At 64.4% G+C, this 22,014-nt stretch carries 21 protein-coding genes, 1 tRNA gene and 1 pseudogene; 7 read left to right on the forward strand and 16 right to left on the reverse strand.

What is annotated here, in order from left to right:
* Positions 1–107: 107 nt before the first annotated feature.
* From BLU88_RS12020 to BLU88_RS12035, 4 genes are all read left to right on the forward strand, one after another.
* Entirely contained in the window at positions 108–1,061 is a 954-nt protein-coding gene (locus BLU88_RS12020) for a TetR family transcriptional regulator C-terminal domain-containing protein (protein ID WP_092014171.1), read from the forward strand.
* The gene (locus tag BLU88_RS12025) at positions 1,058–1,969 is read left to right on the forward strand and encodes a BKACE family enzyme (protein WP_092014173.1); all 912 of its coding nucleotides are present in this window, start codon (positions 1,058–1,060) and stop codon (positions 1,967–1,969) included. The genes BLU88_RS12020 and BLU88_RS12025 overlap by 4 nt, the downstream gene beginning before the upstream one ends.
* Positions 1,966–3,480: a 3-hydroxyacyl-CoA dehydrogenase NAD-binding domain-containing protein gene (locus tag BLU88_RS12030; RefSeq protein ID WP_092014175.1), complete on the forward strand. Its 1,515-nt coding sequence runs from the start codon at positions 1,966–1,968 to the stop codon at positions 3,478–3,480. The genes BLU88_RS12025 and BLU88_RS12030 overlap by 4 nt, the downstream gene beginning before the upstream one ends.
* Positions 3,481–3,690: 210 nt before the next feature.
* Positions 3,691–4,233, forward strand: coding sequence for a YdeI/OmpD-associated family protein (locus BLU88_RS12035; protein WP_092014177.1), 543 nt, complete (start codon positions 3,691–3,693; stop codon positions 4,231–4,233).
* A 16-nt stretch (positions 4,234–4,249) separates the two neighbouring features.
* Here the strand turns inward: BLU88_RS12035 and BLU88_RS18390 are convergent, their stop codons facing one another.
* From BLU88_RS18390 to BLU88_RS12060, 4 genes and pseudogenes are all read right to left on the reverse strand, one after another.
* Positions 4,250–4,609, reverse strand: a complete 360-nt coding sequence (locus BLU88_RS18390) for a hypothetical protein (protein WP_197678134.1) — start codon at positions 4,607–4,609, stop codon at positions 4,250–4,252.
* A 170-nt stretch (positions 4,610–4,779) separates the two neighbouring features.
* Positions 4,780–5,451 (reverse strand): family 1 glycosylhydrolase, encoded by a 672-nt coding sequence (locus BLU88_RS18745; protein WP_231939387.1) that lies wholly within the window; start codon positions 5,449–5,451, stop codon positions 4,780–4,782.
* Positions 5,357–6,635: pseudogene (locus BLU88_RS12050) on the reverse strand (IS110 family RNA-guided transposase). Before BLU88_RS12050 ends, BLU88_RS18745 begins: the two are co-directional and overlap by 95 nt.
* 1,005 nt (positions 6,636–7,640) lie before the next feature.
* A tRNA-Ala gene (locus tag BLU88_RS12060) sits at positions 7,641–7,713 on the reverse strand.
* Positions 7,714–7,878: 165 nt separating this feature from the next.
* Here BLU88_RS12060 and BLU88_RS12065 point away from each other — a divergent pair.
* Both BLU88_RS12065 and BLU88_RS12070 read left to right on the forward strand, forming a co-directional pair.
* Positions 7,879–9,090 (forward strand): NAD(P)/FAD-dependent oxidoreductase, encoded by a 1,212-nt coding sequence (locus BLU88_RS12065; RefSeq protein ID WP_092014179.1) that lies wholly within the window; start codon positions 7,879–7,881, stop codon positions 9,088–9,090.
* A 134-nt stretch (positions 9,091–9,224) separates the two neighbouring features.
* Entirely contained in the window at positions 9,225–9,947 is a 723-nt protein-coding gene (locus tag BLU88_RS12070; RefSeq protein WP_092014182.1) for an alpha-ketoglutarate-dependent dioxygenase AlkB family protein, read from the forward strand.
* A gap of 87 nt (positions 9,948–10,034) precedes the next feature.
* Here the strand turns inward: BLU88_RS12070 and BLU88_RS12075 are convergent, their stop codons facing one another.
* The 6 genes from BLU88_RS12075 to BLU88_RS12100 are packed head-to-tail and all read right to left on the reverse strand — an operon-like array spanning position 10,035 to position 15,936.
* Positions 10,035–10,424: a cation:proton antiporter gene (locus BLU88_RS12075; protein ID WP_092014185.1), complete on the reverse strand. Its 390-nt coding sequence runs from the start codon at positions 10,422–10,424 to the stop codon at positions 10,035–10,037.
* Positions 10,424–10,684 carry a monovalent cation/H+ antiporter complex subunit F gene (locus tag BLU88_RS12080; protein WP_092014187.1) on the reverse strand — a complete coding sequence of 87 codons (261 nt, stop codon included), beginning with the start codon at positions 10,682–10,684 and terminating at the stop codon, positions 10,424–10,426. The genes BLU88_RS12075 and BLU88_RS12080 overlap by 1 nt, the downstream gene beginning before the upstream one ends.
* A complete protein-coding gene (locus BLU88_RS12085) occupies positions 10,681–11,055 on the reverse strand; it encodes a Na+/H+ antiporter subunit E (protein WP_092014190.1) in 375 nt (124 codons plus the stop codon). Before BLU88_RS12085 ends, BLU88_RS12080 begins: the two co-directional genes overlap by 4 nt.
* Entirely contained in the window at positions 11,055–12,572 is a 1,518-nt protein-coding gene (locus BLU88_RS12090; RefSeq protein WP_092014193.1) for a monovalent cation/H+ antiporter subunit D family protein, read from the reverse strand. Before BLU88_RS12090 ends, BLU88_RS12085 begins: the two co-directional genes overlap by 1 nt.
* Positions 12,569–12,901: a sodium:proton antiporter gene (locus tag BLU88_RS12095; RefSeq protein ID WP_092014199.1), complete on the reverse strand. Its 333-nt coding sequence runs from the start codon at positions 12,899–12,901 to the stop codon at positions 12,569–12,571. Before BLU88_RS12095 ends, BLU88_RS12090 begins: the two co-directional genes overlap by 4 nt.
* Entirely contained in the window at positions 12,898–15,936 is a 3,039-nt protein-coding gene (locus BLU88_RS12100) for a DUF4040 family protein (protein WP_092014202.1), read from the reverse strand. The genes BLU88_RS12095 and BLU88_RS12100 overlap by 4 nt, the downstream gene beginning before the upstream one ends.
* Positions 15,937–16,058: 122 nt before the next feature.
* Between BLU88_RS12100 and BLU88_RS12105 the strand changes: the two genes are divergently transcribed.
* Positions 16,059–17,198, forward strand: coding sequence for a glycosyltransferase family 4 protein (locus BLU88_RS12105; RefSeq protein WP_231939388.1), 1,140 nt, complete (start codon positions 16,059–16,061; stop codon positions 17,196–17,198).
* A gap of 57 nt (positions 17,199–17,255) precedes the next feature.
* Here BLU88_RS12105 and BLU88_RS12110 read toward each other — a convergent pair whose 3' ends face one another.
* From BLU88_RS12110 to BLU88_RS12130, 6 genes are all read right to left on the reverse strand, one after another.
* Positions 17,256–17,852, reverse strand: a complete 597-nt coding sequence (locus tag BLU88_RS12110) for a histidine phosphatase family protein (protein WP_092014205.1) — start codon at positions 17,850–17,852, stop codon at positions 17,256–17,258.
* On the reverse strand, positions 17,849–18,226 hold the full coding sequence (gene rsfS / locus BLU88_RS12115; RefSeq protein WP_231939389.1) for a ribosome silencing factor: 378 nt from the start codon (positions 18,224–18,226) through the stop codon (positions 17,849–17,851). The genes BLU88_RS12110 and rsfS overlap by 4 nt, the downstream gene beginning before the upstream one ends.
* A gap of 52 nt (positions 18,227–18,278) precedes the next feature.
* Positions 18,279–19,787 (reverse strand): hypothetical protein, encoded by a 1,509-nt coding sequence (locus BLU88_RS12120; protein WP_092014209.1) that lies wholly within the window; start codon positions 19,785–19,787, stop codon positions 18,279–18,281.
* Complete coding sequence (nadD, locus tag BLU88_RS12125) at positions 19,780–20,385, reverse strand: nicotinate-nucleotide adenylyltransferase (RefSeq protein WP_092014211.1); 606 nt, start codon at positions 20,383–20,385, stop codon at positions 19,780–19,782. The genes BLU88_RS12120 and nadD overlap by 8 nt, the downstream gene beginning before the upstream one ends.
* A gap of 1 nt (position 20,386) precedes the next feature.
* Entirely contained in the window at positions 20,387–20,548 is a 162-nt protein-coding gene (locus tag BLU88_RS18160) for a hypothetical protein (RefSeq protein ID WP_155807341.1), read from the reverse strand.
* A 176-nt stretch (positions 20,549–20,724) separates the two neighbouring features.
* On the reverse strand, positions 20,725–22,014 hold the full coding sequence (locus BLU88_RS12130) for a glutamate-5-semialdehyde dehydrogenase (protein WP_092014214.1): 1,290 nt from the start codon (positions 22,012–22,014) through the stop codon (positions 20,725–20,727).

The raw sequence follows: 22,014 nt of genomic DNA on the forward strand, positions 1-22,014 counted from the left end.
ACGTCTCGGATCGGCGCGAACTGCTTTCCAAAACGATAGGTCGCAAGTTTTGACTTCTATTCATATTTACTTGCGAACGGTCTCGGTGCTGGGGTAGTTTCATCCTCATGAGTGGTGCACAACCGACCGATGCCGCGGATCACGGCCATGTCACGGACGTCCGGAGTCCGGAAGCCACCGGGCTCCGCGCCCGGGATGCCATCGGGCGGTCGGGACTCAAGCAGCGCAAGATCGCCGAGGCGATCGGCATCGACGAGACGAAACTGTCCAAGGCGCTGTCCGGTCGTCGCAGGTTCACCGCCGATGAGCTCCTCGGCGTGGCCACCGCCACCGGCGTGACCGTCCGGTGGCTGCTGGGCGACGAGTCACAGGTCTCCGCTCCTCCCCCGAACACGGCGACCGCTGCAAATGACGACGAGGAAGCGACTCCCAAGCGCAGCATCGCCGAGGCGGCCTGGACGCTGTTCGGCCGGTACGGCTTCGACGCCGTGCGCATCGCCGATATCGCGGAGGCTTCCGGCGTCTCTGCGCCGAGCATCCTCTACTACTTCGCGAACAAATCCGAGCTCTTCGACGCCGCCCTTGACTACTCGGTCAAGCTCGCCTTCGACCGTCAGATCGCGTGGCTCGATGACATCACGGACCCCGCACAGAGGCTCGAACGTCTGCTGAAGCTGCAGTCCCCGCTGGGGCGCACGGAACGTGGCGAATGGTCGATCTGGCTGCAGACGTGGGCCCGCATGGCTCTCGATGGCTCGACATTGACGAACTATCCACCCAGCTACGAACGTTGGTCGCGCACCGTCCAGACGACGATCGAAGACGGTCAGCGCACCGGCTGCTTCCAACCCGGTGATCCGCGTGCCATGGCCGATGAGCTCACTTCGCTGCTCGACGGCCTCGGCATCAAGGTGCTCACCGGAGTGATGGACACCGAGACCCTCTCACTGCGGCTGCGCTCCTACCTCGACCGTGCCGTCATGCACCCGGCAGCGGCGGCGACGACCACAACAGAACGCACAACCGATACATCCACCGATCGACTGAAGGAGTCATCATGAATCGCAAGGTCATCCTCACCTGTGCCGTCACAGGAGCCGGAGACACCACCGGCAAGAGCGAACACGTTCCCGTCAGCCCCGAAGAGATCGCGAACGATGCCATCGCGGCCGCCCGGGCCGGGGCGTCGGTCGTCCACATCCACGTCCGCGACCTCGAGACGAAGCAGGGTTCACGAGAGGTCGCCTACTACCGCGAAGTCGTCCGCCGCATCCGTGCCTCCGACGTCGATCCGGTCATCAACCTCACTGCCGGAATGGGCGGTGACCTCGTCGTCGACCCGCAGGATCCGCTGACCACGATGCCGGGCACGGACCTCATCAACGCCCTCGACCGACTCCCCCACGTCGAGGAGCTGCTGCCCGAGATCTGCACGATCGACTGCGGCAGCCTCAACTTCGGCGAAGGGTCGAACCTCTACGTCTCGACCCCGGACATGCTCCGCGAGGGGTCGAAGCGCATCCAGACCCTGGGCGTGCGTCCCGAGATGGAGATCTTCGACACCGGAAACCTGTGGTTCGCCAACGTCCTCGTCGAAGAGGGGCTCATCGACGCCCCGCCGCTGTACCAGCTGTGCATGGGCATCCCCTACGGTGCTCCCGCCGATCCGGGTCTGCTGGCAGCGATGGTGAACATGCTGCCCAAGGGCGCACAGTTCACATCCTTCGCCATCGGTGCCAACCAGCTCCCATGGGTGGCCCACTCCGTGCTCGCGGGCGGTCACGCCCGCGTCGGACTCGAGGACAACCTCTACATGTCCAAGGGCGTCAAGGCCACGAACGCGGACCTCACCGCTCGCGCCGTCGAGATCATCACCAACCTCGGCTCGTCCGTGGCCACTCCCGAAGAGGCCCGCGAGATCCTCGATCTGCGCGTGCAGACACCGACCATCGCAGGAGGCGATCTGTGAACGACTCCACCTCTGCATTCCCCGCTTTCGATGCGATCGACACGATCACATGCGTCGGCGCCGGAACGATCGGCGGCGGTTGGGCCGCGTACTTCCTCGCTCAGGGGTACCGGGTGAAGATCTGGGATCCGGCTCCGGACGCCGGTGAGAAGTTCGCTCGTCTCCTCGATGCGGCATGGCCGGCCCTGGCAGAACTCGACATGGTCGTCGGAGCCGACCGGACCGCGTGGTCGATCCACACCGACCTCGACGAGGCGGTCGCCGGCACTGGGTTCGTCCAGGAGTCTGCTCCCGAAGATCTCGCGCTCAAGCGCGGCCTCCTTGCTCAGATCGACGAAGCCTGCCCGCCGAATATCGTCATCAGCTCGTCGACTTCGGGTTACAGCATGACCGAAATGGCCACCGAGGCGACTCACCCCGAACGACTCGTCGTCGGCCACCCGTTCAATCCGCCCTACCTCATCCCCTTGGTCGAGGTCGTCGGCGGTCAGTCCACCTCGGCTGCCGCTGTTGACTGGGCCGCAGACTTCTTCACCCGAATCGGCAAGTCCGTCATCCGCATGGACCGTGAGGTCCCCGGATTCATCGCCAACCGGCTGCAGGAGGCGCAGTGGCGGGAGGCTCTGTACATGGTCGAGCAGGGTGAGGCCACGGTCGAGCAGATCGACCGCTCGATCACCGACGGCCCCGGTCTGCGGTGGCCGTTCCAGGGACCGATGCTCACCTTCCACCTTGCCGGCGGTGAGGGCGGAATGGCGCATATGCTCGACCATTTCGGTCCCTCGCTGAAGTCGCCGTGGACGCGCCTGACCGCCCCGGAGCTCAGCCAGCAGCTGCGAGATGACGTCGTAGCCGGCTGCGATATCGAGGCCGATGGACGCTCCATTGCCGACCTCGTGGCCCACCGTGATGCCGGAATCATCGCTCTGCGTCGCCTCACCGACCAGTTGGCCACCACTCCGGAGGCCCCTGGTGATGTTCCGTCTGCGGACGGTGCTGCGGGGCACCAGCCCTCCCCCACTGCCACGCCTGCCCATTCGTCCGACGCGCAGATGTCGGCGACCGCCTCGACGTCAGCACTGAGCACGTTCAGCACCGAGGTCGTGCCCGAGTGGATCGATTACAACGGGCACATGTCCGAAGCCTTCTACGTCCTCGTCTTCGGCTTCGCGACCGACCAGGTGATGGATCAGCTCGGCCTCGATGCCGCCTACAGGGAATCGGAGAAGGCATCCCTTTACACTGTCGAATCCCATGTCCGCTACCTCGACGAGGCGGCACTCGGCGACCGACTCACCGTCGTCCCGCATCTCGTCAGCACCGGAGAGAAGAAGCTGCACCTGGCCTATGAGATGTACGTCGGGGATCGGCTCGTGTCCACCGAGGAGATCATGGCCCTCCATGTCGATCAGACCTCGGACCGAGTCGTGCCCTTCCCGGATGTCGTAGCGGAGAGGCTCGCACAGATCGACACGCAACACCCGGAATGGGTCGGTCGCTCGATCGGCTGAACCTTCACCCTCGGTTGCGCAGGCAGCTGATCAATCGGAGCCCCAAGCGGACCGGCAGTGATGAGATCTGCCGGTCCGCTTGGCTCACGCAGTGTATGAACTCGTCAGGAATCGAGAAGTCATGCCGGGCTCAGGGGGCTATTCTGAATGACATCGCTTCAGTCCAAGCCGGATGTCTCGCCTCGAGCATCCGATCTACGAGGAGTCACCATGACCACCACGACTGCAGACGTCACGTTCACTGCGAACACCGAGGTGCTGGGCGACCGCCCGATCCTGCGCCTGCCTCAGGAAGCCAGCGATCAGCTGCCCTCCCGCGGACAGGTCGCCGTCGACGGCACCCTCGATGGCACCGATTTCAGCACTGTCATCGAACCCGACGGTCTTCGCGGCCATTGGATCAGCCTTGATGATGACCAGTGGGCGAAGCTCGGGAAGAATGAAGGAGCGGAGGTCGAGGTCGGCCTGACTCCAACGAAGACCTGGCCCGAGGTGACGGTTCCCTCGGACCTCTGCACAGCACTCGATGCTGCCGGCGACCTCGATGACGTGTGGTCCGGCCTGACGCCGATGGCCCGCTGGGAATGGGTGCGCTGGATCAAGGCGACGAAGAACGCCGATACGCGCGCTCGCCGTGTCGAGGTCGCGATCTCGAAGCTCGAATCAGGCAAACGTCGTCCTTGCTGCTTCGACCTGTCCTCATGCACGGACCCGGAACTGTCGAAGAGCGGAAAGCTCCTCGGACTGTCGTGACCTGGCACGCGCCCGATCACGACGCCCAAGCACGCCCGCTCACACACCGGAGCAGACGTCTGATCGCGGCGCCTGAGTTCTTCAATCCGGTTGTGGAGCCCGCAGCGAACAGCAGCCAGAAGCCGCCGACCAGGGCAACGAATCCGGCTCCCATCACTCCGGCAGCCACCGCTGTCGTCGTGAAGTTCGGGCTGATGAGGATGATGATTCCCGAACAGGCTTGAACGAGTGCCGAAACGGCTGTCCAGAGGCGTCTGCTGCCTCGTCTGTCCGTGACCATGCCGACGAGGACCGAGGCGGCCACCACGAAGACGATGTAGATGACGATGAGGATGAGCAGACTGTTCTCGGCATCGGCGGCGGGGAACTCTAGCACGGCCTCGTGCGGCAGCGGCGGATCGGAAAGCAGGATCGCGGTGAGAGTGCTGACGATGCCACGGACACTCCCACCGAAGTGACCAGCCAGGTGGCACCGACCAACAGCGGCCCCTCTGCCCTGCCGGTGAGCACGAGGCCGAGCGCGGCAAGCACCGATCCCCCGATTGCCTAGGTACGACGCCTGCCGAAGCGGGACCGCGGGCGGTCGGAGAACCGTCCGGCCATAGGCACGGCGATGATCCCGGCCAGACCTCCAGCACAGAACACGAGTCTGGACCAGACGACTCCGTCGATCCAGTGCCCGCACTGAGTGTCGAGCTGCAGCGGCAGCAGGAGTTGGATCGGTGCCAGCTGAACCGTCCAGATCGCCAGCCAGGCGAGAGTGAACCACACCATCCGCCCGACCGAGACTGGTGCTCGAACGGCAGGGCCGCCTCGGTGAGGTGAAGGGCTGACGGTGTACCCGTCGATGCGCACACCTGCGGCCTTCGCTTCGATCACCGCGCCGAGGTGGTCGCGCAGATAGTCGATCCGCTCGGAATCTCGGATCTCCGTTTCCGTGGTATCCGGTTCCGGGAACGAAGCTCCGTTTTCGGTGAAGATGATCGGCGGCAACGCCGACCCATAGCGCTGCGCGATGTCCATGAGGAAGTCTCGCATCGTATCCGGGCGAATCGGCCACAGCGAGCCGAACCCGGTCAAGGGCGCTCCGGGAGTGGGCACCATCTCGAACGGTGCGGGCCCCTCAGAGGCTCGGACAGTGGTGGGGTTGTAGTAGTTGAAGCCGTAGACCGCGTTCGGAGCGGAGATGAGGTCCATATCGCCGTCTGCAATCGGCATTCCGACCTCCAAGCCACTGAGATCGGGATAAGTTCCCAGCAGGAGCGGGTCGGCGAAGAGCCAGGCACATCACCGCCGCGTTATGCCGTTTACCCTCGGCCCGTTTCCGGTCGTAGTAGGCCTTCGACAACGGATCATGACACGACGCCACCCACGCCGAGTGGAACAACGCGTTCTTCAACCGTTTGTTGCCCGCCCGGGACGGGAACACTCCTGCGAATCGATGTCCCCGACCGCCTGGTCACCGGGGCGATTCCGGCATACGCAGCCAGATGCCCGGCGGTCTTAAACGCGGAGAAATCACCGGCTGCCAGGAGGATCTGGGACGCGGTCTTAACGCCGACTCCCGGCATGGATGTTAAGACCTGAAGAAGAGGGAGCGAATCAGCCAACTCCTCCGCTTCAGCCTCGATCTCGGCCCGTTCAGCCTTCAACGCCTTGATACGGGCAGCATGCCGCGGCACCACCGACTCCGACGCCTCCGTGCCGGGCACGGTCACCGTCTGCTCGGCCAACGCATCGAAGATCGCATCAATCAAGACCGAGGGGTCCTTGCGGGTGTGGTTCTTCGCCCACCACTTCACCCCCGACTTCCCCGCCCCACGCAGCCCGGCCGGACCCCGGTACCGGATCAGCAGATCTAACACGATGCTCCTGGTCAGCACGGTGCCTTTGAAGACACGTTCCAACGCTGGGTGGATCTGGAGCAGTAGGGACCGCAGCCGGTTGATCGCTCTGGTGATGTCATGGGCCAGGTCCTCGTCGGTGCCAGCCAACACCTTGAGATTGGCCAGCACATCCGACTCCCGATCCACCGAGCGTAGCGTGTGCGGCATCGTACGCGCAGTGTCGGCGATGATGAACGCATCCCGGGCATCGGTCTTCGCCTGCCCCGGATACAGATCGGCTGCTTTGCGCATCGCCAACCCGGGCAGGTAGGCGATATCGGCTCCACCATCCCGGGCGACCGCGACGGGTAGCGCACCGATCGTGTTCGGTTGATCGACGATGACGAGCACATGACCGTGCTCGTCCTGCAGGGTCGTGATCACGTCCGGGAGTGCTGCTTCATCCTGCGGGAGTTCGTGGTCGAAGACCCGCTCACCTGCCGGCCCCAGTCCGCAATCGTGATGAGATGTTTTGCCGACGTCGAGGCCGAGCCAGACGTCGTATTGGGTGTTCATGACAGTCCTCCTCGACCATCCAAACCAGTGGCCGCAGGTTTGTCATGACACCCGATGCTGGCACCCACGTTACGACGAGACTTCAGACGAAGCTGGGCCGAGCCCCTATTAGCAGTCAACGCGCGTCCTGGATTCCTGGCGCCCCCCGGATCATTCATGACAGGGCAAATCAGCCATACCAGGACCAGCGACCAGACCCCGTCCGGGGCCTACGAATAAATATAGGGGCACCCCACGACCATACCGACGACGACTGGGACACATGCATTCTCGATGAACTCGCCGCCCTCAGTCGACTCCTCGGTCCGCAGATCGAGCGCCTCACTGCAGTTCTCTCAAGGTTCGACGGCTATTCGCCCCGATTGGATTCCGCACTGAGCAGGGCCACGTCCGGTGAGTCTGATCTGATTGACAAGACCGACCAGGATTCTTGTCACCGAGTCTGGTTCGAACTGCACGCAGATCTGGTCGCAACCCTCGGTATCGACCGTGGAAGTGAGTACGCCTCAGATGCCGACTAGAGTGCCCGATCGCCGATTCACTATCGGCGGGGGGTGCGTGTCTGAGGCGGCGCTCGCCGACATCCATACAAGTGGGATCTGGAGCGGCAGCCGAGCGATCGTGATGGCACGGGCTCTTGGCTCGTGTCGATGTCTGACCACGGTGTAGATATTGGCGGGGAAGACCCCGACCATCAGCGCCGCTGAGGCTATGCCTCTGAGTCTCCGAGTGGCAGGCACCGCAAGCAGCGCGGCACAGCCGACTTCGGCCATGCCGCTGGCGTAGGTCCAGAAGCGCGGATTCCCCAGCCGAGGAGGGACGATCGAGTCGAAGGGCCTTGGCCGAATGAAATGTGTGATCCCGGCGGCTCCGAGGAGTCCGGACATGATGCCTGTCTGAACCTTCATCGTTGGGCCGACTCTTCCGGTGACATGGATCCTTGCCGTTTGACGGAGGACGCACGGCCAGTCAGACCGGCACCGTCCAGTGCGGCAAGGACAATTGTGGAGCTAAGGGGAATCGAACCCCTGACCTTCTCATTGCGAACGAGACGCTCTACCAACTGAGCTATAGCCCCTTGCAGGACATAAGTTTACGCCTTGACCGGAGCGCTGACCAAAACGGCCCTCGCAATGACCGATCCCTACTCCCACCGGGGGTCGAGCTCGTCCGGATTCCCTGGTCACCGTTGGTTTCCCCGAGTACAGTCGACAAAGAGTCCCCCTCTACGAAAGGACCGACAATGGCAGAAGAATTCGGAACAGTCGTCATCGGCGCAGGCCTGGCAGGAGGCACAGTGGTCGAATCGCTGCGCGACGCCGGGTACACAGCGAAGATCGCGCTCGTCGGTGCCGACCCCGCGGCTCCGTACTACCGACCGGACCTGTCGAAGAAGGTGATGATCGAGGGTTCGGATCCCGCAGATTCGGCTCTCCGAGGTGAAGACTGGTACTCCGCTCACGACGTGTCGACATACTTCGGCACCTCGGTGACCGCCCTCGACGCGAATGCGCAGAAAGTCACCCTCGACGACGGTCAGGAGCTGTCCTACGGTCAGGCGATCCTCGCAACCGGAGCGGTGCCCCGCACACTCGACGTCCCCGGCGCTCAGCTGGGCAATATCCACACTCTCCGCGATGCCGGAGATGCAGTGGCCATCCGCTCCCAGTTCGGCGACGGCAAGAAGGTCGCGATCATCGGCGGCGGTTGGATCGGCCTGGAAGTCGCGGCAGCGGCGAAGTCCAACGGCTGCGATGTCACTGTCATCCTCAACACCGACGCACCCCCGCTCTCTGCCGTCCTCGGACACGAACTCGGAGAATATTTCGAGAATCTGCACCGCAAGAACGGAGTGAATTTCCTCAAGAACGCGAACACGACCGCGTTCACCGGTGACTCCGCTGTCGAGGCCGTCGAAACGTCTGCCGGAAGCGTCCCCGCCGATCTCGTAGTGGTCGGAATCGGTGCCGATCCCGCCATCGATCTGGCCGCCTCGGCGGAATTGACGACCGAGAACGGCGTAGTCGTCGACGATCAGATGCGGACCTCCGACGGCAACGTGCTGGCGATCGGCGATATCGCCAATGCGCAGAACACTCTGCGCGGCGAACGTCTGCGCGTGGAGCACTGGGACAACTCTGTGCGCCAGGCCGAGGTCGCGGCCTCGACGATCAGCGGCGGAACCAAGACCTACGATTGGCAGCCCTACTTCTACACCGACCAGTTCGACCTCGGAATGGAATACGTCGGTCGCGGCGGTCCCGAGGACGACGTCATCATCCGCGGCGACAAGTCCAGCGGCGAATTCATCGTGTTCTGGCACCGTGACGGCAAGGTCACCGCGGCCATGAACGTCAATGTCTGGGAGTACGGCGACGAGCTCCGCGCTCTCATCGGCAAGGAAGTCACTGCCGATCGCCTCGCCTACGAACAGGTGCCTGTCGGCGAACTCTGAAACGGACTGGTTCCGAGTCCGACGGCCGCTGAGTCGGACCGCTCAGCCCTAGAACCGTGACTCCTCCGCGGGGTCGGTGATCCGAACGTCACCGGCCCCGCGGTTTCTGTCCCGGCTCTGGCATCCTGGTAGACATGGATTCGCTCTTCGCCGATGAGGCCTTCGACCGCCGACCGAGAATCGTCGCCCCCGGTGCAGTCTGGGTGCCAGGCTTCCTTTCGGCCGAGGCGCAGCAGTGGATCATCGCCCGCTATGCGCAGTGGCAGTCCGGTCCGGTTCCACCGCATGCCACGACGATCGCGGGCCATCCGATGAGTGTGACGACGATCGGTCTGGGCTGGCATTGGCAGCCCGGTCGCTATGATCGTCGCGCCGTCGACGTCAACGACAAATTGGTGCTGCCCTTCCCCGACTGGATGACCCGCCTGGGCCGCCAGGTGCTGGAGTCCGCGGTCAAGTTCGTCGAGGACAGCGCAGATTTCGCCCCGGGAACCGCCTCGGCGTGGGGATTCGACCCTGCCGGCTACCACCCGGACGTGGCGCTCGTGAACTACTACGACGAACACGCGAAGATGGGCATGCACCAGGACAAGGACGAATTCGATCCTGCCCCGGTCGTGTCCCTGTCATTGGGCGATACGTGCCTCTTCCGGTTCGGGAACACCGAGACCCGCAATCGGCCCTTCGACGATCTGCGGCTGGCCTCGGGCGATGCCTTCGTCTTCGGCGGTCCTGCGCGCTTCGCCTATCACGGGGTGAAGTCGATCCAACCGGGAACCGCACCGGATGCCGGACGCCTGGACCTCCTCGGCGGTGGCAGGATCAACATCACGATGCGCACAACCGGACGGGACTGAACGACGTGACCACGAGACTGAGCGTCCCACCGCGGCGACAGTGACGGACCGGCGCGCCTGAAACCGACGTCCTCAGGGAACGTCGACTCAGGTGTCCTGTGCGTCGGGGTCGACGTCGACGACGCCCTCCGGCGGCGCTGCCAGCCGATTCGGTGACGTCTTCCGGAACACCGGCTGACCGGACAGCACCGCCGACCGGGCAAGGGTGTTGCTGGCGACTGAGGACACGATGATCAGACACAGCACGGCGATAACGGCCATGATCAATGAGACCCAGGAGAATCCGGACGAATAGAGATCGAAGATGAAAGCGGCGATGACGATGAACGGCATGCCCAGCCCTGTGGCCGGAGAGAACACGTTGATCCGGGACAGGGCGTCGCGGACCCGGAACATCGCCAATGCTGAGCCGAGCAGCAGCAGGGATCCCGTGATTCCGAAGATCCCAACGAGGGTCGTGGCCAGTGCTTCACTCATCAGCGGTGCCCCCTCGTGAGGATGCGGGACAGAGCGATCGTGGCGAGGATCCCCACCATGGAAGACAGGAAGATCACGTCGAGGACGATCGACGAGGACACTGCGATGCCGAGCATCGTGACGATCGCGATGGCCGAGAAGTAGATGAGGTCCGAGACCACCGCGCGTGAGCCCTGATCGCGTGCGGTGAGCACGCGGATGAGTCCGATGATGATGGCGGCGGCGAGGATGACCGCGCAGATGCCGGCGATGACGATCATGAGAGTCCTCCCTGCGGATCGGCGTGTGGTCCCGGTGCCCGTCCGCGGGTCATGGCCAGCAGACGCGACTCCATATCGATGAGCCCGTCGAGGGCGGATTCCTCCGACTCCTCGAACAGGGCGTGGACGAAGATCACAGGTGGGGTCGTCGATGTTCCGGCGGCGATCGCTGTGACCAGGGTGCCGGGTGTGATGGTGATCGATGACGCGAAGAGCGTGACTTCGAGGTCGGTGGCGCAGCGCATCGGCAGTTCGACGATCATCGGCTGCGCGTAGTCGGTGCGGAAGAGACGGGAGACGACGGTCGCTGACCCCGTGATGACCGCCCAGACGATGAATCCGACGTAGGAGATTCCGTGGATGAGGCGCATCACGGTGCCATCACCGCCTCGATGTAGTCGCTGTGGTCGAGCAGACCCTCGGCGGCCCGGTGCGTGAGGTCGAGCAGAGGCTCCGGGAAGCAGAAGAGTGCCACGGAGAGTCCGATCATGACCGTGGCGGGCACCAGCAGACGCGCAGGGATGCGCACGGTGCGCAGGATCGGTTCTGCCGGAGCACGCCCGGTCTCCGCCGAGTCCGGGCGGTAGGTCTGCATCGGCGGTCCCCAGAAGGTGTTGCGCCAGGTGCGCTGAAGCGCCAGAAGGCTGATCAGCGCGCCCGCCACGATGGCTGCGACAAGGACCCATCCGAAGCCGCCGCTGGCCCCCGTCGAGGCCCTGATGAGGCCGACCTTGCCCCACAGTCCCGAAGTCGGCGGAAGACCGACCAGGGAGAAGAGTCCGAGGACCATGAGGATGGTCGCCCACCGCTCGCGTGAGGCGAGCCCGGAGATCTTGCGGAACGAACCGGAGCCGTAGGTCTGTTCGACCGCTCCCATGATGAGCAGCAGACCGGACATCGTGATCATATGGTGCATCATGTAGAACGCACCGGCGCCGAGGGCCGCCGAGGTCAGCAGGGTGACGCCGAGGAGGATGTGACCAACGCCGGCTGTCATCTGGAATCCGAGCACGTTGCGCACTCGCACCTGCCCGAATCCGGAGATCGCACCGATGAGGATGCTCGCCACCGCAACGATGAGGATGACGGTTGACCACGCGGCAGGTTCACCGTAGACGGTGGTGTAGATGCGGTAGATGGCGTAGAGCCCGACCTTCGAGTGCAGCCCGGAGAACAGAGACATCATGCCCGCCGAGGTGTTCGGATAGCTGCGGACGAGCCACCCGTGGAAGGGCGCGCCGCCGGCCTTGATGAACAGCGACAGCAGCACCACGCCCAGAGCGATCGCGGCTTGGCCTGTCGGGCGTCCCTGATCTGCCAGCACGGCGAGATTGACCGTGCCGGTGGCGCCGTAGACGAATCCGACCCCGATGAGCAGCATCGTCGAAGTCAGCAGGTTGACCATCACATAGAGTCGTCCGATGCCGAGCCTGCGCCAGGTGCCGGTGACGGCGATGAGCGCATAGGCGGGCAGCATCATCACTTCGACGAAGACGAAGAAGTTGAACAGATCACCGGTCAGGAGCGCACCGTAGACACCGGTGAGCATCATCAGGATGAGTGCCGGGACGAACCGGTACTGGTCCTCTCCTGTGGAGACGAGGAACAGACTGCTGACGAACGCCACGAGCGAAGTGAGCACGAGCATAAGTGCGGTGAACGTGTCGGAGACGAACACGATCGCCAGGCCGGGAACGTAGTCGCCGACCGAGTGGGCGATCACCGGGGTCGAGGCGTGAACCGCGAGGAGCGCGATGCCGCTGCCGCCGACCAGCACCGGAACCGCAAGCAGGAGCAGACGGTCGAAGGTGCGTGAGGTGATGAGCACGCTCAATGCGGAGGCCAGGAGCGGGATGCCGATGAGAAGGAGGAGCAGTGCGGAGTTCATGAGTCGCGCTCCTCCCCCGTCTCGGGATTGCGTTTCTGGTCGTCATCATGGCCGAGCACGGCCAGAGCGAGCATGAAGATCGTCACCGCCAAGGTGATGACGATGGCGGTGAGGACGAAGGCCTGAGGCAGCGGGTCGGCCGCCTCGGAGAGGTCTCCGCGTCCGGCCAGTGGTTCGCCTCTCCACGCGCCGACTCCTGCCGACAGCAGGATGAAGTTCGCAGCGTGGGAGATGAGGGTGAGCCCGAAGACTCCGCGGACCATGGAGCGCTGCATCATGAGGTAGACGCCGCCGGCGGTGAGGACACCGATCGTCAGTGCCAGGATCATGCTTCCTCCTCGTCTCCGTCGGCCGGAGGGTCCCCACGGAGGATATGCGTCGAGTTCGCGCGCACCTTCGCTTCCGCGGATGCTTCGGTTCCGCGGCGACGGCTGCGTTCGGGACGCTCACCGCGGATGGCTTCCATCGGCCCTGTCAGCTCACCGTATAGCAGTTCATCGGCCCGTTCTCGGGTGCGTTCGACGTCGCGCCGGATGATTCCGTTGGTGAGCACATCGTCGCCGGCCGGCGTGGCTGCGGAGTCCGAGACGCCGAGGATGTTGAACGAGAGCAGCATGAGGCCGAGGACCGCCAAGTAGACGCCGACATCGAAGAGCATCGATGTCGTCCAGTGCTGACCGGCGAACTCGGTGTGCAGCGGCTGGAGGAACGAACCGGCGAACAGGAGCCCGATGATTCCCGTGACCACTGCCGTGGCGACTCCGGAGCCGATGAGGTGCAGGGGCGCCCGCGGCGGGCCGATCGCCCGATCCTTCGGCGTGGACAGGTAAGCCAGGCCGATGACGGCTGAACCGACGAGGGCGGCGATGAATCCGCCTCCCGGCGAGTTGTGACCGCGCCAGAAGATCAGCAGTGAGCTCACTGCCAGCAGCGGGCCGAGGACCTTCAGAGTCAGCTGCAGCGGGATGACATTCGGCCACGCCTCGTGGACGGCACGGTACGCGGTGGTGCCCTTGGGCCGGATCGACACCCATGGGGGCCTGGGTGGCTCCGGGATGTTCTCGGCCGGCGGGTCGATGAACGTGTCCTTGACCGTCGACATCACCGCGACGATCGCGATTCCGGCCATGCCGAGAACGGTCAGCTCACCGAGTGTGTCGAGGGCACGGAATTCGACGAGGATCGTGTTGACGATGTTCTTACCGCCGCTGATGTCCGGAGCATTGTCGAGGTAGTACTGGCCGAGGGCGGATCGTTCCCGACGGCCGTTGAGCGCCAGAGTCAGTCCCGCGACGCTCGCGCCGACGATGATCGCCAGGGTCAGCCGCGGAGTCTGCTTGCGCTTCGGGTACCTCCAGAACGACCGGGGCAGCTTCTGGAGTACGAGCATGATGACGATGATGGTCATCGCTTCGACGAGCAGCTGGGTCAGGGTGACGTCGGGGGCGCCGAGAGCCAGGATCTGCACGGTGGCGAGGATTCCGATGGCAGACAGCGCCACCACCGTGGTCAGTCGCGAATGCGAGGTGCACAGGACGAGCACCGCCACGGTGATGAGGATGAGCAGGATGACGTCCACGGGACGGCTCAGGTTGTTCTGCAGCGGGGGCAGATCGGCGAAGACGATCGGAATCGCACCGATGGCGAGGACGCTCAGCCCGCCCAGAGACAGTGCGAGGTAAGGCCCGGAGTTCGTCGGGCGGACGAAGGCGGAGAGGCCGTGGCCCAATCTCTTCAGCCCCGCCGTCAGCGCGTCGATGACATCGGCTCCGTCGAACGGCAGTGTGGCCTTGTGGAAGAAGACGAAGACGCGTGAGCGGCGGAAGATGATGAGGACGCCGATGGCGATGATGAGCGCCGAGGCGGCCAGTTCGATGTTGACTCCGTGCCACAGGGCCAGGTGGACCGGCTCCGAGGAGCTCGGCACCGCTGCCCGCACCACGTGGTCGAGCGGAGTGTCGAAGAGGAAGAGGACGAAGCTCAGCGGAATCGAGGCGAGGATCGGCAAGGCCGCTGCGATGAGCATGATGGGCGAACCCCGGTGGATGCGACGCGGTTCGGGTTCGCGACCGTCGATGAAGCTGCCCCACACGGTCTTCGCACAGTAGGCGAAGGTGAGCACCGACGCGCCGACTGCGACGAGCAGAGTCGCCCAACCGACCCAAGGCCCGCCCGGGGTCTCCCCGAGCGCAGTGAACAGAGCTTCCTTGGACACGAACCCCAACAGCGGCGGGATCCCGGCCATGGACGCACAGCCGATGATCATCACCGTGAACGCCGCAGGGGCGTTGCGCATGAGTTTCGGGATCCGTGCCAGGTCGCGGGTGCCGGCGAGGTGGTCGACGACTCCGACCATCATGAACAGACCGGACTTGAACAGTGCATGCGCCATGACGTGGAGGGTGGCGGCGGCGATCGCGGCTTCTGTGCCCACGCCGATGACGGCGGTGATGAGACCCAGCTGGGACACCGTCGAATAGGCCATGAGCTTCTTCACGTCATGCTGGTTGAGTGCGAACCAGCCGCCCAGGCAGGCGGTGAGGAGGCCCGCCGTCACGAGCAGGACGTTCCATGCGGGTGTGGCGTGGAACGTCGGAGAGAACCGGAGCATGAGGAAGATGCCGGCTTTGACGACCGCGGCAGCATGCAGATAGGCCGAGACCGGCGTGGCGGCTGCCATCGCATCGGGCAGCCACGGGTGGAAGGGGAACTGAGCGGACTTCGTCATGGCTGCGACGCCGACGAGCAGAGCCACGAGCGTCGTGACCTCCGGCTGGCCCGCCCACACCGGGGAGCTGATGGCTTCGGCGAGGTTCGTCGTCCCGGTCACGGCGATGATCACTCCGGTGGCCACCAGGAGGCTGAGGCCGCCGATGAAGGTGAAGAACATCGTCCGCAGGGCCGGTGCCTGTCCGGGAGATCCCGACCGGGCGATGAGGAAGAACGACGCCAGGGACGTCAGTTCCCAACACACGAACAGCACGAGAACATCGTTGGTGAGCACGAGCGCGACCATGGAGAAGGTGAAGATCACCATCAGCCAGTAGAAGCTCGTGTTGCGTCCGGGGCTGAGGTAGCGGGTCGAATAGATGAACACGATCGCCCCGATGATCAGGGCGATATAGGTGAATACGACGCCGATGCCGTCGGCTCGCAGAGCCAGTTCCACACCGAGGCTCGGAATCCACGGATAGGACACTTCCGGGTTCTTCCCGGCCATCACCTCAGCGGCGATGGGGGTGTACAGCGCCGCCACGCCCAGATAGGCGACGGCGAGCGGCCAGCCGCTCTCCCGGCCGGCGAATCGGGTGATGAATGGAGTGAGAACGACGAGTGCAGCCAGGGCGATCAGAGTTAGGATCATGAGCGGGCCTCAATGGCCTCGGGCACAGGTGATGTTTCCTTCACTCACTGATCCTTCATCGCAGAATGCGCGCACAGACAGACACAGACTTTCGAAGATTCAGACTATCGACTCGGAGTTCCATGAGCAAAAGCACAAATAGCCTTCACCTGTCCCCGAGGCTGTCGGTCTTCTACGACGCACGCTTCACTCGCACGACCCATCACGACGGGATCTCACGGTACGGTTCGTGTCTGCTCTCGGCACTGCTGACAGCCGTCGAAGGCACCGAGATCGACGTGACCGTGATCATCAGCGATCAGGCCCAGCTGGCGCTGCTTCCCGACTGTTCCTGGATTGAGCTGAACGATCCGACCTCCCCTGCCGAGGTTACCGTTGCCGGAAAGCTCAACGCGCTGGGCGCCGATGTCGTGTTCTCGACGATGCAGACGATGGGCTCGTTCGGTCGCCGCTACGGACTCATCCTGACCGTCCACGACCTCATCTACTACTCCCATCCGAAGCCGCCCAGCGACCTGCCGCTGCCGATCCGCCTGCTGTGGCGGGCGTATCACCTGAGCTTCGCCCCTCAGCGGCTGCTGCTCAACCGTGCCGATGCCGTGGCGGCGGTGTCCGAGACCACGAAGGACCTCATCGCCGCCCACCGACTGACAGACCGTCCGGTACAGGTGGTGTCCAATGCCGCCGAGGTGCCCGCCACCGCTGCACGGACCGTGAACCGGCACGATGCGAATACCCTCATCTACATGGGCGCTTTCCTGCCGTACAAGAACGTCGAGGCCCTGATCCGCGCTCTCGAGCACCTGCCGGGGTGGACTCTGCACATCGCCAGCCGCATTGATGGACGCCGGGAAGCTCAGCTGCGGGCTCTCATCCCCGGCCGGGCCAAGGTCGTCTTCCACCGTGGCATCAGCGATGAGGTGTATGCGCGCCTGTTGGAGGAATCGACGGCCCTGGTCACGGCTTCACGGGAGGAAGGCTTCGGTCTGCCCGTCATCGAGGCGATGGCTCAGGGAGTGCCTGTCGCCGTTTCGGATATCCCGATCTTCCGGGAGATCGCCGCCGAGGCGGCCGAATACTTCGACCCGGAGGATCCGCAGTCGGTCGCGGAGGCGATCACCCGTCTCACGGATGCGGGCAGATGGGCGGAGCAGTCCGCGGCAGGTCAGCGGCAATCACAGGTCTTCGACTGGACGAAGTCGGCAGAGTCGCTGGTCGAGCTCATCAGGTCGGTCGCGGCGAACCGAGAGTCCGACGGATGATACCGCAGGGGGCGAGGATGTCAGACGGCTGAGTCCGCAGGGACGCGGACGACCGGCTCAGCGGGAATGTGTGCACCAGCTGCGCAGGATCCAGTTGTCGCCGGTGAATCCGAACTCTCCGTGACCGCAGTTGCCAAGGACGCCGAGGCGCCCGGTCCCGTTCATCTCCATCAGGATCTCGGCAGCGCCGCGCAGCACAGCACCGTGGGCGACGATCGCGATCGTCGACGCCTCGGCGGACTGGATGATGTCGGTGATCGCGCCTGCGACTCGACTGCCCGATTGGGAGCGGGACTCCCCGCCGGGCGGTGCGATATCGGCACCGGAGGCCCATTCGGCGAGTTCCTCGGGCCAGGTTTCGGCCACCTCGGCGCGGGTGGAGCCTTCCCATTCGCCGAAGGCGGTCTCGCGCAGCCGTTCGTCGCGAACGGGATCGAGACCGACGAGCGCCGCCAGGCTGTCGGCCGTCGCAGCGGCGCGCGAGAGGTCGGAGGAGACGATGAGTTCTGGTCCGAGTTCGGCGAGGCGGCGGGCGGCCAGTTCAGCCTGTGTCCGGCCGGTGTCGTTGAGGGGGACGTCGGACTGTCCCTGGAAGCGGCCGGCGACGTTGAAGTCCGTCTGTCCGTGACGCCAGAACAGAACGGTCTTCGTCATGCGTCCGAGCCAGATTCAGGCAGCTGCAGATCGATGACCGGGACGTCCTTCCAAAGTCGCTCGAGTGCATAGTATTCGCGCTGTTCAGCGGAGAAGACGTGGACGACGATCTCTCCGAAGTCGAGCAGCACCCAGTCCCCTCCCCGGCCTTCACGGCGCAGCGGGGTGCGGTCGTGAACAAGCTGCACCTCTTGTTCGATCGCATCGATGACCGCACCGATCTGGCGTTCGTTGTCGGCGGAGACGATGAGGAATGCGTCGGTGATGTAAAGCGTCGAGCTCACATCGAGACCGATGATGTCGGTTCCGAGCTTCTCGTCCGCGGCTTTGGCCGCGGTTCGAAGCAGCTGGGTGGATTCGGCGATCTCGCTCACAAGATCCTTTCGCATGGATGCGGTTGTGGAGGTGGTGGGAACCCGGTGATGCTCAGAGGAACATGACGAGGGCGACGACGATGAGGGCCAAGGCGAAGAATGCGGCGACGCCGAGGACGATATAGGGCATTTTCGACGGCTCTTCGCCCATGAGGATCTGCCCGTCCTGTCCGGTCACCGAGCTGGCGCGGATGCGTGAGCCGGGAGGGTTCACGGTCTCTTCGTCTTCGTAATCGGCGTTCGGCAGCGACCAGGTCTCAGGCACTGCGTCCATCGGCCTGGTCTCCGGGTTCGCAGCCAGGGCACGTGCCGCGTCATCGGAACCTGCCTCACCGGCCGACTCACCGGCGCCAGTGGCGCCCGAGCCGGATGGGGCCTCGTCTGTACGACCGAATTCCGGCGACTGCGGACCACGAGCATCGCTCTTGCGGGTTCCGTCGGCCGCGGGGGTCTGTGCCGATGCGGCGGTGACGACGCGGACACCGGAAGTCGAGGGCGGCTGCACGATCGGCATCCGACGCGACCGGGAGGTGGGCTCGGGTTCGTCTGCGGAGTCGGTGTTCCCAGCTCTGTCGGAAAGCCCTGTGTTCTCGACCCGGTCGGCAGGCGCACCTTTGTCAGCCTCGCCGGCAGCCTTGTCTTCATCTGCCGAGGCTGAGGGCTTCTCGCCCTCGTCCTGGCCGACAGGCTGAACGCTGTCGGTGCGGTCGGCAGGCGTCTCTTTGTCAGCAGACTGGTCTTGCTCGGTCTTGGTGCCGAGTGCCGGAGCGTCCCCGTCGAGGGCCGAATACGGCATCGACAGCGCGTCATAGGGTTCGCCGTCCAAGGTGGTGGGGCGCGGTGCGGAGTCAGAGGTGACAGGGGCTTCGAAGTCGCGGGCAGCGACCTCTTCGGAGGCTCCACCGAAACCAGCAGTGTCATAGGACTCTTGCTCGGTCCCGACGGACTTCGCATCCGCCTTCGAGCCGGACGACGACTCGTCCGGAGTCCCCGCTGGGGCTTCTGCATCGTTGGTGTCCGATTCCGGCTTCGCCCATTCTGGCTGCGAGTCCGCGGATCCTGAATCCGAGACCTCGGGAATCGGTCCGGTCAGTCGGCCCTCGGCTGCGGCCCGGCGTTCGGCCAGCTCCTTCTCATCTGCCACAACGGGCAGTGCGCCGGTGGACAGATCGCCGTACAGCGACAGTCCGTTTTCGCGCAGGTACCGCTTCTTCTCAGCGCGCGTCTGGAAGTGCGGCAACGGTGCACGTGTCGGGTCGAGTCGGTCCTCGGCCTGTACCGGTGGGCGCGATTCCTGCGGGTGGTCCGATGCCAGGGCACCGCGTTCGTGGCTGGTCCGCGGCGACGGATCGGGGTCGATGCGCGACGCAGTGTCATCGCTGCCCTCGGCAGCGGGTTTCGCGTCGGGCTTCTTCGGTGGCAGCGGACTGAGGAGTCCGGCGCGGGAGTTCGGAGCCTCCTTCGGCTGCTCAGGAACCTCTCCTGCTTCGAACGCCTGTTCCGCCGCCAGTCTCTCGGCTTCTCGCCGTGCTCGACGTGACGTGAACTGCTCCTCAGCCATTCTCACTCCTGTACAACTCGTATTTCGCGATGTACTGCACTACGCCGTCCGGTACGAGGTACCAGACGGGTGCACCATCCATCACCCGTTGTCTGCAATCCGTGGACGATATCGCCAGCGCAGGGATCTGCACGAGACTCAGCCGATCGACCGGCAGTCCCTCACCGTGGAGTTCGTGACCGGGCCGGCTGACCCCGACGAAGTGCGCCAGGGAAAACAGCTCATCTACATTCTTCCATGTCAAGATCTGAGCCAAAGCGTCCGCGCCGGTGATGAAGAACAACTCGGTATCGGGACCGTAGCTGCGGGTGAGGTCGCGCAGCGTATCGATCGTGTAGGTCGGACCCGGGCGATCGACGTCGGCTCGGGAGACGGTGAATCGCGGGTTCGACGCCGTGGCGATGACTGTCATCAGATACCGGTGTTCGGCGCTGCTGACCTCTTCGACGTCCTTCTGATACGGCCGCCCCGTGGGGACGAAAACCACCTCGTCGAGGTCGAAGGTCGCCTGAACCTCACTCGCTGCGACGAGGTGGCCGTTGTGGACGGGGTCGAAGGTGCCACCCATGACACCGACTCTGCGTCTGTGCTCTGCCATATCAGTGGCGGTGCGAGATGCCCTTCCACGACCGAGACACAAGGCCCATCGTGATGAAGATCGCCAGGGTGATGAGTCCGTACCAGATCGGATCCATCGGCAGCTCGACGTGGGCTGCGTGCTCCCCACCTTCGGCTGCGGCGGCCATAATGGCTGCGTTCACGTCATTTCTCCTTACTCAGTGATCCGACGCGCACGAAGCGCCTCGGGGTCATTACCTTCTCATTTTCTCATGAACGACCGGGGAATCCGGCATCGACATGACTTCTTACATATCCGAGGTCTCCCCTGGTCGGGCGGTTCGTGCCCGGATCGTGGAGTCTCGGAGCCGATTCGAATTCAGGAACGGACCTGTCCGTTGCCCATCATCACCCACTTCGTGGTCGTCAGCTGCTCGAGCCCCATGGGACCGCGGGCATGCAGCTTCTGAGTGGAGATGCCCACCTCTGCGCCGAAGCCCAACTCTCCCCCATCGGTGAATCGTGTGGAGACGTTGACTCCCACCGCCGCTGCGTCGATGGCGGTGACGAAGGTGTCCGCATTGTCGAGGTCCTTCGTCACGATCACCTCGGTGTGACCAGAGCTGTATGCGCGGATGTGGTCGATGGCCTCTTCGATCCCGGAGACGAGTTTGATCGCGATCTCCAGGCCCAGGTACTCCTTGGCCCAGTCACGTCGCGACACCCGCCGGACCTTCATCCCCGCGGGCGCCAGCGCTGAGACGTCCGAGTCGGCGTGGACGATGACTCCGGCGCCGTCGAGGCGTTCGAGGATCTTCGGCAGCACGCGTTTCGCGGCCTTCTCATGGACGAGCAGGGTCTCGAGCGAGTTGCACACACTGGGGCGGTGCGTCTTCGAGTTGAGGACGAGGTCGACGGAGGTCTTCACCGTGGCTGTCGAGTCGATGAACATGTGCACATTGCCCACACCGGTTTCGATGACGGGCACGATAGATTCCTGCACGACCATGTTGATCAGGTCGGCGCCGCCTCGGGGAATGAGCAGGTCGACGTAGTCGCGAGCGTGCATGAGCACATGTGCGCCTTCGCGTCCGTATTGGTCGATGCCGCTGATCGAGTCGGCCGGCAATCCCGCTGATTCGACAGCCCGACGGAGGATGGAGATGATCTCCGTATTCGAGTTCTGAGCAGCCGAACCTCCGCGCAGGACGGAGGAGTTGCCGGATTTCAGGGCGAGGACGGCGATGTCGACGGTGACGTTCGGACGGGCTTCGTAGATCGCGCCGATCACACCCATGGGCACGCGGTTCTGGGTGAGGCGGATGCCGTTGGGCAGAGTACGGCCGACGACGACATTGCCGACGGGATCCGCGAGGTCGATGACGTCTTCGACGGAATCGGCGATCGCTGCGATGCGATCGGAGTCGAGGCGGAGACGGTCGAGCAGAGCGTCGCTCATCCCGTTCTCGGTGCCGGCGGCGATGTCCGCGTCGTTGGCTTTGACGATGCGGTCGGTGTTGCTGCGCAGCGCTTCGGCGATGGCACCGAGCGCTGCGTTCTTCTCCGCGGTCGAGGCCGTCGCCAACAGACTCGAGGCGGCCTTGGCGTTGCGCACGATGCGGGTGACTCCGCGCACGGTCTTCGGGTGGATCTCGGCTGCTGCTGTCAT

The sequence above is a fragment of the Brevibacterium siliguriense genome (assembly GCF_900105315.1).
Lineage (GTDB): Bacteria > Actinomycetota > Actinomycetes > Actinomycetales > Brevibacteriaceae > Brevibacterium > Brevibacterium siliguriense.

Excerpts from the sequence above, each read along its gene's own strand:
- BLU88_RS12020 (WP_092014171.1), top strand. The coding sequence starts at position 108 with ATGAGTGGTGCACAACCGACCGATGCCGCGGATCACGGCCATGTCACG.
- BLU88_RS12025 (WP_092014173.1), top strand. The coding sequence starts at position 1,058 with ATGAATCGCAAGGTCATCCTCACCTGTGCCGTCACAGGAGCCGGAGAC.
- BLU88_RS12035 (WP_092014177.1), top strand. The coding sequence starts at position 3,691 with ATGACCACCACGACTGCAGACGTCACGTTCACTGCGAACACCGAGGTG.
- BLU88_RS18745 (WP_231939387.1), bottom strand. The coding sequence starts at position 5,451 with ATGCCGATTGCAGACGGCGATATGGACCTCATCTCCGCTCCGAACGCG.
- BLU88_RS12065 (WP_092014179.1), top strand. The coding sequence starts at position 7,879 with ATGGCAGAAGAATTCGGAACAGTCGTCATCGGCGCAGGCCTGGCAGGA.
- BLU88_RS12070 (WP_092014182.1), top strand. The coding sequence starts at position 9,225 with ATGGATTCGCTCTTCGCCGATGAGGCCTTCGACCGCCGACCGAGAATC.
- BLU88_RS12075 (WP_092014185.1), bottom strand. The coding sequence starts at position 10,424 with ATGAGTGAAGCACTGGCCACGACCCTCGTTGGGATCTTCGGAATCACG.
- BLU88_RS12080 (WP_092014187.1), bottom strand. The coding sequence starts at position 10,684 with ATGATCGTCATCGCCGGCATCTGCGCGGTCATCCTCGCCGCCGCCATC.
- BLU88_RS12085 (WP_092014190.1), bottom strand. The coding sequence starts at position 11,055 with ATGCGCCTCATCCACGGAATCTCCTACGTCGGATTCATCGTCTGGGCG.
- BLU88_RS12090 (WP_092014193.1), bottom strand. The coding sequence starts at position 12,572 with ATGAACTCCGCACTGCTCCTCCTTCTCATCGGCATCCCGCTCCTGGCC.
- BLU88_RS12095 (WP_092014199.1), bottom strand. The coding sequence starts at position 12,901 with ATGATCCTGGCACTGACGATCGGTGTCCTCACCGCCGGCGGCGTCTAC.
- BLU88_RS12100 (WP_092014202.1), bottom strand. The coding sequence starts at position 15,936 with ATGATCCTAACTCTGATCGCCCTGGCTGCACTCGTCGTTCTCACTCCA.
- BLU88_RS12105 (WP_231939388.1), top strand. The coding sequence starts at position 16,059 with ATGAGCAAAAGCACAAATAGCCTTCACCTGTCCCCGAGGCTGTCGGTC.
- BLU88_RS12110 (WP_092014205.1), bottom strand. The coding sequence starts at position 17,852 with ATGACGAAGACCGTTCTGTTCTGGCGTCACGGACAGACGGACTTCAAC.
- BLU88_RS12120 (WP_092014209.1), bottom strand. The coding sequence starts at position 19,787 with ATGGCTGAGGAGCAGTTCACGTCACGTCGAGCACGGCGAGAAGCCGAG.
- nadD (WP_092014211.1), bottom strand. The coding sequence starts at position 20,385 with ATGGCAGAGCACAGACGCAGAGTCGGTGTCATGGGTGGCACCTTCGAC.
- BLU88_RS12130 (WP_092014214.1), bottom strand. The coding sequence starts at position 22,014 with ATGACAGCAGCAGCCGAGATCCACCCGAAGACCGTGCGCGGAGTCACC.